The organism is Flavobacterium sp. TC780 (genome assembly GCF_056783245.1).
Map to the genome: position 1 here is coordinate 1 of NZ_JBXBAV010000039.1, position 9,750 is coordinate 9,750.

General features: G+C 32.5%; 10 protein-coding genes, 1 tRNA gene and 4 pseudogenes. 10 read left to right on the forward strand and 5 right to left on the reverse strand.

Translation table 11 applies throughout. From position 1 onward, the window contains the following. Positions 1-63: 63 nt before the first annotated feature. The 8 genes and pseudogenes from AC1RYN_RS03795 to AC1RYN_RS03830 form a co-directional block, all read left to right on the forward strand. Positions 64-351: pseudogene (locus AC1RYN_RS03795) on the forward strand (glycoside hydrolase family 19 protein); the annotation flags it as partial. Between the two features lie 87 nt (positions 352-438). After that, positions 439-795, forward strand: a complete 357-nt coding sequence (locus tag AC1RYN_RS03800) for a hypothetical protein (RefSeq protein ID WP_481805892.1) — start codon at positions 439-441, stop codon at positions 793-795. Then, positions 792-1,346, forward strand: coding sequence for a hypothetical protein (locus tag AC1RYN_RS03805; RefSeq protein WP_481805893.1), 555 nt, complete (start codon positions 792-794; stop codon positions 1,344-1,346). The genes AC1RYN_RS03800 and AC1RYN_RS03805 overlap by 4 nt, the downstream gene beginning before the upstream one ends. A gap of 12 nt (positions 1,347-1,358) precedes the next feature. After that, a complete protein-coding gene (locus AC1RYN_RS03810) occupies positions 1,359-1,841 on the forward strand; it encodes a hypothetical protein (protein ID WP_481805894.1) in 483 nt (160 codons plus the stop codon). Position 1,842: 1 nt separating this feature from the next. Continuing rightward, entirely contained in the window at positions 1,843-4,071 is a 2,229-nt protein-coding gene (locus AC1RYN_RS03815; protein ID WP_481805895.1) for an ArdC family protein, read from the forward strand. A 103-nt stretch (positions 4,072-4,174) separates the two neighbouring features. Continuing rightward, positions 4,175-4,399, forward strand: coding sequence for a hypothetical protein (locus tag AC1RYN_RS03820; RefSeq protein ID WP_481805896.1), 225 nt, complete (start codon positions 4,175-4,177; stop codon positions 4,397-4,399). Between the two features lie 3 nt (positions 4,400-4,402). Continuing rightward, positions 4,403-4,735 (forward strand): hypothetical protein, encoded by a 333-nt coding sequence (locus AC1RYN_RS03825; RefSeq protein ID WP_481805897.1) that lies wholly within the window; start codon positions 4,403-4,405, stop codon positions 4,733-4,735. A 92-nt stretch (positions 4,736-4,827) separates the two neighbouring features. Beyond that, entirely contained in the window at positions 4,828-5,229 is a 402-nt protein-coding gene (locus AC1RYN_RS03830) for a hypothetical protein (protein WP_481805898.1), read from the forward strand. 176 nt (positions 5,230-5,405) lie between these two features. Here AC1RYN_RS03830 and AC1RYN_RS03835 read toward each other — a convergent pair whose 3' ends face one another. The 4 genes from AC1RYN_RS03835 to AC1RYN_RS03850 form a co-directional block, all read right to left on the reverse strand. After that, a complete protein-coding gene (locus AC1RYN_RS03835; protein ID WP_481805899.1) occupies positions 5,406-5,915 on the reverse strand; it encodes a hypothetical protein in 510 nt (169 codons plus the stop codon). 904 nt (positions 5,916-6,819) lie between these two features. Further along, positions 6,820-7,104 (reverse strand): hypothetical protein, encoded by a 285-nt coding sequence (locus AC1RYN_RS03840; RefSeq protein WP_481805900.1) that lies wholly within the window; start codon positions 7,102-7,104, stop codon positions 6,820-6,822. Between the two features lie 131 nt (positions 7,105-7,235). Next, entirely contained in the window at positions 7,236-7,583 is a 348-nt protein-coding gene (locus AC1RYN_RS03845; protein ID WP_481805901.1) for a hypothetical protein, read from the reverse strand. 66 nt (positions 7,584-7,649) lie between these two features. Next, positions 7,650-7,723 (reverse strand) — tRNA-Met (locus AC1RYN_RS03850). A gap of 159 nt (positions 7,724-7,882) precedes the next feature. Here AC1RYN_RS03850 and AC1RYN_RS03855 point away from each other — a divergent pair. After that, positions 7,883-8,267: pseudogene (locus AC1RYN_RS03855) on the forward strand (START-like domain-containing protein). A 54-nt stretch (positions 8,268-8,321) separates the two neighbouring features. After that, positions 8,322-9,118: pseudogene (locus AC1RYN_RS03860) on the forward strand (aminotransferase class IV). 32 nt (positions 9,119-9,150) lie between these two features. Here AC1RYN_RS03860 and AC1RYN_RS03865 read toward each other — a convergent pair. Then, positions 9,151-9,715 (reverse strand): annotated as a pseudogene (locus AC1RYN_RS03865) (YqgE/AlgH family protein). Positions 9,716-9,750: the final 35 nt, after the last annotated feature.

Here is a 9,750-nt window from a genome sequence, read left to right on the forward strand (position 1 = left end):
TTAATTGCTAAGGTTAATACATGCTCCTGTTGTTAGGGAGGCAGCACCTACGGATGGAAATATAGAGGGCGTGGTTTTATACAGCTAACAGGTAAGGGAACATACGAAGATTACAAAAAGTACTCAGGGCATGATGTGGTGAATAATCCCGATTTGCTTTTACAAACAGCGATTGCCGTGGATTGTGCCGTTTGGTTTTTTGCTGTCTATAAGAAATTAAATCCTTTGGCTGATGCTAATTTAATCACGAAGATTACTCAGAAAGTAAACGGAAAAACCAGAACGGGCTTGCTGACAGGATTGCAAAGTATAATTTCTACAAAGCCCAAAACATCAGTTTGGAGCTATTAAAAAAAAAGCGAAACCCCTACCTAATTTTACTAGCATCACTAGCTACGCTTGGAATTGGCTTTCACCTTATAACCAAAAAAAACTAATATGAAAAATACAATCTTAAATCAAATCATAAGTGAACTTAAATACTATCAGGATTATTTTTTATTTCTAATAGTAGTACTGGCAGGAGTTTTTATGAAAATCTACCTCGCTATTCAAAAAGGAAAGAAGCCACGACTTAGCTGGTTTTTAGCCGAAGCGGCTATTAGTTTTTTTGTCGCTTTTTCAGTCTATGCTATTTGCGACCAATATTTAAGTATCAACAAGATGTTTACTTATGTGATTTGTGCTTGGGGCGGTTCACTTTCCACCTTAATACATAGTGAAGTAGAAGCATTAATAAGCAGTTTTTTCGATGGATTAAAAGCCATGCTAAAGCTAAAAATAAAGAAATCATGAGTACGAGTACTAGCCCGCAGAATCCCACAAAGCTATTTTTAAAAGTAGTTTTATTTATAGCGTTTTATTTTGCTCTTTGCATTGCATTGCACGGTTGCAAAGCCAAACCAATGGAAAACACACACGAAGTTGAAACAGTTATAGCCAGTAAAAAAGACAGCATCAAAACAACTGTTATCAGTGGGGCTATAAACGATACTTTAAAAATACAACTCCCGAAGGTCCAAACCGCAAAACCCGAATGTGACAGTATTACTAAAGCAGAATTACAGCGGGTATTACAATTACTTGATAGTCGTAAAAAATCTGGAGATAACGAAACAGGGATTTATTACGATAGTTTACGCAATCAAATTATAGCGTGGCAGAAAATAGCACAGACAAAAAACGTAAATACAGCTACAAACAAAGAATATATCTACCTCAAAGGCGATAAACAAATTAAATATGTTTCCGTAAAATACATTCCTCTTTGGGTCAAAATACTGGCTTCAATAGGTGTCATGACCCTGTTGTTTATAGTTTATCGTATTTCGAGAATCTTTATTTAAAAAATCAAACAAATGAGTGTCAAAAAAATAGTTATTGGAGCAGGAATACTAGCCGTTGCAGGATATTTCTATTTAGAGCAACGAGTGAAAAAGATAATCGAACAATTTGAGTTTGTCAGGATATATCCAGTAGCTTTTAAGAAATTGGATGCCAAGTGGAACGACGGGAAACCGTTTGTGTCTTTTCATTTGGATTTGAAATTAGTAAATCCGACAGCACAGCATTTTAGCGCACAGCTTACGGCAGTAACCCTAAAGCGAATTTTATTTTATGATAAAAAGAATATGCTTTTAGGATCGGCAAACGTAAATGTAAAAGCAATAAATATTGCGCCTAATTCCAGTACTATAATTCCGAATGTACCCGTTCAAATGGATTTACAAACCGCCATAACTAACGTGCTTGGAGCTTTAAATGTCAGTAACTTTAATAGTAGCGATATTCGAATTGAAGTTATTGTAAGCATCTTGGGTACGGAACATAAAATTTCTTAAAATGACATTAGCACAAGAATTCAATAGCCTTAATGGGCTTATCGTTTCAAGAAAAACGCTTGAAGATTTGCTTATGAAAGCCGAAAAAGAAAAACATACCGTTGTTTCCAAGCGTGTTATAAAAGTATTGCAAGCCTTTGCTGATGATACTTTTTTAATTGAAATCAATAATTTAATAGAGCCTTACGGATTAAACGGAGTGGATGCAGAAATGCTATTACCTACGCTCGAGTATATCTCTGAAAATCATAACGACGGATTAAATGCCGTTTCTCCTGATGAGATTTACAATTACATCACGGATTTGATTATTAATACAATTAATAAAGTCGGGCATTTGCCTTGGCAAAAAGAATGGAGAGGTTCAGGGGCTAGTAATTCGGTTATGAATTATGTTTCTAAAAAGGAGTACACAGGGGCAAACTTCATTTTGAATTTTGATATTAAGTTTGATGAAAACAAACAACCCTATTTAGTTCCTGCGGATTTTATACAGCCTTACTATTTAACTTTTAATCAAATTGAGGAAGCCAAAGCAAAGCTTAAAAAAGGCAGTAAGGCAAGACGTGTGATTTATTATACGCTAATTCACGATTACCATAGCGAGCATTTAAAATTCAAAACCAACGACAATAAAAAGTTTGGTGATTTTGTGAAAAAGAATGGACTCACAAAGGAAGATTTGAAAAAGAATCTAACCAAGTTCCCAGTTTTAAAATACTACAATGTATTTAGAGCAGATGATTGCGAGGGATTGAAATTTCCTGCTGTAAAAGAAAGAAAAACAACTAATCCTATAGCTGAAGCTCAGGCAATCATCGACGGATTTAAGAACCCGCCAAAATATACCAATATTGGAGATAGAGCTTATTACCGTCCAAGTACAGACGAGTTAAATATGCCAACTATTGAAGCTTTCACCAGTGAAGCCTTTTATTATTCTACGTTCTTTCATGAAGCGGTACACAGTACAGGTGCAGAGCATCGATTGAATAGAGATATGACAGGAACGAGAAGCGGTGGCGGGAGCGGAAATTATGCCTTTGAGGAATTGATTGCAGAACTCGGAGCAGTATTTCTTTGTAGCGAATCAGGAATATTATTCCATACCAAAGAAAATTCTGCTAAGTATTTAAAGAGTTGGAACAATCATTTAATAGATGAACTAAACGACGACAATCGTTTTTTCTTAAAAGCTTCAGCACAGGCTCAAAAGGCTAGCAATCATATTCTAGGACGCGCGTCTGTAAACGCTGAAACTAAAGAAAAGGTAGAAGAAAAGACAGCAGAAAAACCCATTATTGAGCCAAGCCCAAAAGTAGCCCTTATTAAAAAGACAATTGTAAAATCTATTGTAAAAAGAAAGGCAAAGCAAAAAATCAAACAACCTGATTTGTTCGGTGGACTAAGTGGAGCAGATAGAAAAAAGAAACAATCTGTTATAAAAGAAACAATTGTAAAGGCAATCGTTGCAAAAGTCATTGCAAAGGAAGTAATCCCAGTTGCAAAGGAAAATGTAAACCGAAATTCTCTAGCCTATAAAATGGCAAACAAGCCTACCAAAGTAGATTACTTTAAAATTGAGAACAAAGACATTGCGGATTTCTTAGGAGAAATTGAACACAAAGAAAAAGAAAGTATTGTAATCTCTCTTACTGGTGGTCAGGGTTCAATGAAAACTAGAATGTGTTTCCAATTTATGAATGCCTTAGCACAAAATTATAAAGTCGGTCATGCCAGTATCGAAGAACACCCAGAGAGTAGTTTGTATTACACTAAAGCCGAAGAATATTTAAATGCAAAGGCATTGCAAAATATCGAAGCCCCTGAGATTAAAAGTGTTTCTGATTTGGATAAACTCATTCGAAACAATGATATTATCATAATCGATAGTTTCTCTAAAATGCAAGAAATGCACAAAGGCTTTGAAGTGGATAAGGATTTAAGAAAGAAGTACGATGGAAAATTATTCATTGTCATTTTCCAACAAACTACAGACGGTAAAATGCGTGGTGGTAGTAAAAGCCAGTTTGATGCCGATGTTGTTCTCTTTACCGAGAAGAAAGCAGATTACAGAGAAAATTACATTTGGGCAGATAAGAACCGTTACCAAAATAAACCACTCGATACTTTGAAATTCAATATTTTCAATAAGAAACTAGAGCGGAGCGAACCCGAAGCAGTGGCAGAACCACTAAAAACTAAAAAATTATCATTTTCAGTAAATTAATAAAAAAAGTAGATTTTATTGAAAACCGGCAGCGCATTTCTCCAGGGAATTTTGGCTTAAAAATCTACAATTCAATAATCATCAATCAAAAAAACAATCAATCATGGCGGTAAAAAAGAAACCAACAGTAAAAGGCTTAAAGAAAGTGTGTAGTAGTGTTCTAAAAGCAACAGGGCTTAAATCCGATGGAACATTAAAGAAAGGATTCAAATACATCAAAGGCGGAAAAATCGTAAAAGTAAAAGCTGTTACAGCGAAAGCTAAACCAGTAAAAAAGAAAGTGACTAAAAAGAAACCAGTAAAAAAGGCTTCAAAATCTAAAAAATAAGAAATGAGTGCTGCAAATCCCGATACAAAAATCTTAAAGCTCGTCAAAGATAAAAACGGCAATGTGTTGCTAATGAAATTAGACGATACCTTAATTACTTCTTTTAATCCCGCTCAAAATCTTTTGAGAATTCCTGAAGCTCCAAACAAATTTAAAATTCAATCAAACGCTACATTTGGGGAAAATCCTTTAGTACTGGATTATACGCAGGTTAATTGTGATTTGTGTCTTCCAATGATTGAAGCTAGAAATTTCAATGATTTTTTACTTGAATTATCTAAAAAGTTTTTCTTTTTTAAAGGCAGTAGTGATGGGGGTTCAAGACACTCCAAGTAATGGTAAATGTTGTTTGTATGGTATCGTTAGACCTACGTTTGTTTATACTAAAAGTTTAATTACCAAAAATTCAAAATTTATACGTTTAAAGAATGCTGTATGGTGAACGTTGGGGACTTAAAATTCAATACGGAGGTTATTTAGAGGGAACTTTAGAACCATACTTTAAGCCTTATTTTGGTGGGAGTGATTTGATGCCTGATACTGAAATCGGATTACAGGTAGAGTCTTTAATTTCTTTGGATGATATGTTTATAAAGCTCTTTATTAGTACACGTAGAGAGGATTTTGATGTGTGTTTTATTGTCAATCCTGATAGTAATACTTTCACTCTTTTAAATGCTGATCCTACATATTTTGTTTCTACTGCTGATTATCAATTTGATGCTAATAGCGATACTTTGACTGTTCAGTCTTTAAAAGCTACCGAAGACCCGCTTAGTTTTTATGTACGTTGGAAAAATGTTCCAGAATTAGAGGCGATGCCAGTTTAAAAAAGAATTGAAAATTCACAAAGAATGCCGTTACAAATTGTAACGGCATTTTTTTGTTTTATTTATTGAATTGTAGATTATTTAGAGAACCTGGACAAACTGCAGCTGCGGATCTGATTAAAAAAAAGCTACAAATTTTTAATATATTTATTTTTAAAAAAAAACATTTATTTTACTTATGTTTTTTTGTTCTCAATTTTTGTATTTCGTCTTATTTTTTTCTCATTAACTACAGGGTCTTCTATTTTGATATAATCCAATTTATCTTTGCCTAGAACGGTTGTTTCTCGATTGTTTTTATTATATATAAAAATATAGGAAGAAGTTTGTCCAATTATTATGATTGGAAGGTTTTCAGATGTATATACTTTATTATTAGTAGCGTATTCAATTCGATTAATCATCGAGCTTTTTTTTACATCATCCCCATCTTTATATCCCAATATTCCAAATGCGATTATTAAAGTAATTACTAAAATTGGATAGAAGTATGTAATTTTATTTCTCTTTTCCTTATTCAATAATTGGGGTATAAAAAATTTAATAAATAAATACGGAGCTACTATAGAAAAGATAATTAGATATTCATTGATGTAATATGCAAATAAAACACAAACAACCATACAAAGTACAATTGAGGTTTTTTCGATTTCTTTTGATATTATTACATCAAAAAGATTGAACACATTATTTATTTTTTTTCTTTTTAATACTTTGTCTGTTATATTTTTTCTTATCCTTAAAATTTTTTTATGATACCTAATGCGGTATAAAATCAGTAATACAAAGTATGCTATGGTTCGAAATGTCATTTCAATAAAAAAATAAAAGAACAATAATAAAATTATATATTTCAGCGTAAAAAAAACAATATCTGTTAAGCTTATAAAATATTCAATCTGAATATTAAAACGGGAGTAATAATTATATAGATACGTACATCCTATTGAATATATTGTTATTAATATTATTGGGAGATTCTGTGTGTAATTTTTTAATATCTTTTTCATACAATGGATTTAGAATTGTTTTAATTTTAAAAAAAAGATGATTTCAATATGAATATTCTATCGCTATTATTTGACTTCTTTCAAATGTAGATTATTTTGAGAACCTGGAAAAGTTGCAGCTGCAGATCTGCTTAAAAAAAATCTACAATTTTATTTTATGTGCTTTGAATAATCATCTGGTAGAACCGCGTCAATGTCACGTAAATATTTTTCTAATGCACTCATTGTTGTGTGCCCAGTGATTAGCATTAGTTTGCTTTTTGCTTCGTTTGGAGTGCTATTTTTAACTAGTTCTTTGTATAGTTTGGTTATAAAAGTATGTCTGAAACTATAAAGCCCGTAGTCTTTACTTAGTTTTAAGCTGTCTTTTACCTTTTTAAATCGATCACCAAAATAACCTCTTTTGTCTGTTTGGCTTCAAAGCCAGTTCCAGGATAAATAAAAAACTTTCCTATATACTACTATTTAATTCGGGTAATTCATTCAGTAGAATTTCAGGAATGATTTTGGTTTTTACAGGCTTGTTCTTAGCTCTAACATAAATAAGTCTATCTTTTATATTAATGTCTTTTATTCTTAATTAACAATCTTCAATTGGGCGTAAGTGGTTAAGTGAAACAAATTGAATAAATAAAAGTAAAAGAGTGTCATTCTTTAGTAGATATTCTAGTATGTCTTTCTCTTGTTTGGTGCTAAATGTTTTGTTTCTCTCTGGAGTAGATTTTAAAACATTGATTTTTTTTATGAAATTATCTGTAATTATATCGTTGTCTTCAAGAGTTTGAAAGAACATAGATAGATTTGCCCTTGTGTTGATTCCGTTTTTTGGGCTTGTTGCTGTTAAAACATCATTTAAGTAAACCAATTGCAGCTTTTTTGTTTACACTTGTAATGTATCTATTTTCGTAGCCATTTGCCAAAAGCCACTTTTCAAATGATTTTATTCTAACTCTGAAATCACGGTACCATTTTCTTTTAAAGAATTTTTCTTTAGCTCTAATACAAAAGTAATAGCATCGGGAATGTTGTATTTTTTTGATCATCAACAGAAATAGAATCATCATAGGGATTGTAACCATTTTCGAGAATGGTTTCGATTGCTTTAGCGAGAATTTTTATTGCTTCTTTGCGTTCTTTTAAAGTTTTGAATTGATTTACTCCTGAATAAATAGGTGTTTGTCGTTCTAATTTTTCAGTTTCGGGATTTCTGAAGGAGTGATACGTACCAACGCTTTGATAGTTGCCTTTAGTATTGTAGATGCTTGGGAACAAATATAGTTTCTTATAAGTCAAATCGTATGCGTCAGCTATTTTTCTAGTTAAGAGGTGTCGAATTTTTGACATAAAAAAAGCGGTTTTAAATTTCTTTAAAACCGCATAAAATCTATATTTTTAGCCTTTTAAGCTTTGTAGCGAGACCGAGATTTGAACTCGGGACCTCAGGGTTATGAATCCTGCGCTCTAACCAACTGAGCTATCTCGCCATATTGCAGCAACAGTATTAAATCCTCCATTGCGGGTGCAAATATATAAATTAATTTAAGAGTTAGCAAGCAGAAATGAAAGAAAAAAAATATTTTTAAAAAACTCTTTTTTACGGAGATATATTCTTATATTTCCGAAAAATTAAATCTGGCACATGGATCATACGTTACGAAATTGAATCTCCCGACAAATTCATCTCCGCAGTTATTATATCAGTATATCTTACATGATTGGGACTGTCTGAATGGTTTGCAGATAATGTGAACTCACGTGGTAGAGTTTTTTACTTTCATCTGGACTGATTGGAGGTAAAAAGCACGTTTAGCATCCAAGAAAAACTGGCTAAAAAGTTAAGTTTAAATGGGTTGATGAAAGCAGCAAAGACACAGAGTATTTCTTTGAACTGCATATTTGTAGACGCAAGCAACTTATATGTTTCGCTTATGGTAGTCGATTTTGCCAAAAAGATGAGTTCTTGGAGAAGCAAAACAATTATGGGGAAATCAAATATCCGACCTTAAACATCTTATTGGATCAGTCTAGTAAAAGTCTATTTTATAGCTTATATTTGCCCTGAACAAAATTCAGGGTTTTTTTATGATTAATTTTAACGGAAATATAGTAGCACAGAACGATAATTTACTAATTCAAAATCGCGCTTTTTTATACGGAGATGGTGTTTTGAAACGTTTAAAGTAGTAAATAATAAAGTTCTTTTTCTTGAGGATCATTATTTTAGATTAATGTCTTCCATGCGAGTAGTTCGAATGGAGATTCCAATGAACTTTACGATGGAATATCTCGAAGAGCAAATTCTTTTGTTACTTAATTATAATTCAATTTCTGATTCAGCAAGAGCAAGAATTACAGTATATCGTAACGATGGTGGGTTTTATCTGCCACAAGACAATGCGGTTTCGTTTTTAATTATGCACAGCTTTGGATAATAAAGAATATCAAGTAAATAAAAATCAATATGAAGTAGATTTGTACAAAGATTTTTATGTTACGAAAGTAATTGTTGTCGTCAATTAAGACGACAATACAATTAATATCACGGGAAGTATTTTTGCAAATGAAAACGGACTGGATAATTGTATCTTGTTAAATGACAGTAAAAATGTTGTTGAAGCATTGCAAGGGAATTTATTTATGCTGTTGGGGAAGCAATTAATTATGCCATCAGTATTGAAGGGTGCTTAAATGGGGTAATGCGTAAGCAAATATTAGCTTTGGCCAAAAAAATAACAGACGTAGAAGTTGTAGAAGAACCAATATCGCCGTTTGATTTACAAAAAGCCGACGAATTGTTTCTTACTAATGTGATAAAAGGAATTAAGCGAATAACCAAATACCGTAAAAAGGAGTTTACAACTAAATTATCTATATATTAACGCAAAACTTAATGAAAACTCTGCTTAAAATATTAGTTGAGGTAGGGGTTCTCAGGCGCATTAGACCAGATAAGATAATCTCCACCTGAGCTCCTATAATTTGGTCGTTTCCAGAAATGGGTCTGCTATTTTCCAATAATTTTATTTTTATAATTATTATCAGCTATAATCCAGGAATTATTCTGCATTTCTGTTTCTAATTGGTGCTCATCCCAGCCAGTGTAACCTAAAAAGAAACGTATGTTGTTCTTGTTGATTGCACCACTGTTAATCAGGTCTTTTGTGGATTCAAATCTCCTCCCCAATATATACCATTTGAAATTTCAATGCTATTCACATTAATTAGATATTGTGGATAAAATAAAGATTATCCTGCTCTACTGGACCGCCATTATAGATTCTGAAAGTGGCTTGGATTTGGGAATTAAGTCATTAATGATATTTTAGTGGCTTATTTATAATGAAACTTATCGAGCCTTCTTCGTTGTGATCTGCTAATAAGATCACCGATCTATTAAATGATAAGTCTCCAATTATAGAAGGCTCAGCAATAAAGAAGGTGTCAGGTGCTGCCTCCCTAACAACAGGAGCATGTATTAACCTTAGCAATACGTACCAACCAAGTAGGATAA

Excerpts from the sequence above, each read along its gene's own strand:
- AC1RYN_RS03830 (WP_481805898.1), top strand. The coding sequence starts at position 4,828 with ATGCTGTATGGTGAACGTTGGGGACTTAAAATTCAATACGGAGGTTAT.
- AC1RYN_RS03845 (WP_481805901.1), bottom strand. The coding sequence starts at position 7,583 with ATGTCAAAAATTCGACACCTCTTAACTAGAAAAATAGCTGACGCATAC.
- AC1RYN_RS03825 (WP_481805897.1), top strand. The coding sequence starts at position 4,403 with ATGAGTGCTGCAAATCCCGATACAAAAATCTTAAAGCTCGTCAAAGAT.
- AC1RYN_RS03815 (WP_481805895.1), top strand. The coding sequence starts at position 1,843 with ATGACATTAGCACAAGAATTCAATAGCCTTAATGGGCTTATCGTTTCA.
- AC1RYN_RS03820 (WP_481805896.1), top strand. The coding sequence starts at position 4,175 with ATGGCGGTAAAAAAGAAACCAACAGTAAAAGGCTTAAAGAAAGTGTGT.
- AC1RYN_RS03800 (WP_481805892.1), top strand. The coding sequence starts at position 439 with ATGAAAAATACAATCTTAAATCAAATCATAAGTGAACTTAAATACTAT.
- AC1RYN_RS03805 (WP_481805893.1), top strand. The coding sequence starts at position 792 with ATGAGTACGAGTACTAGCCCGCAGAATCCCACAAAGCTATTTTTAAAA.
- AC1RYN_RS03810 (WP_481805894.1), top strand. The coding sequence starts at position 1,359 with ATGAGTGTCAAAAAAATAGTTATTGGAGCAGGAATACTAGCCGTTGCA.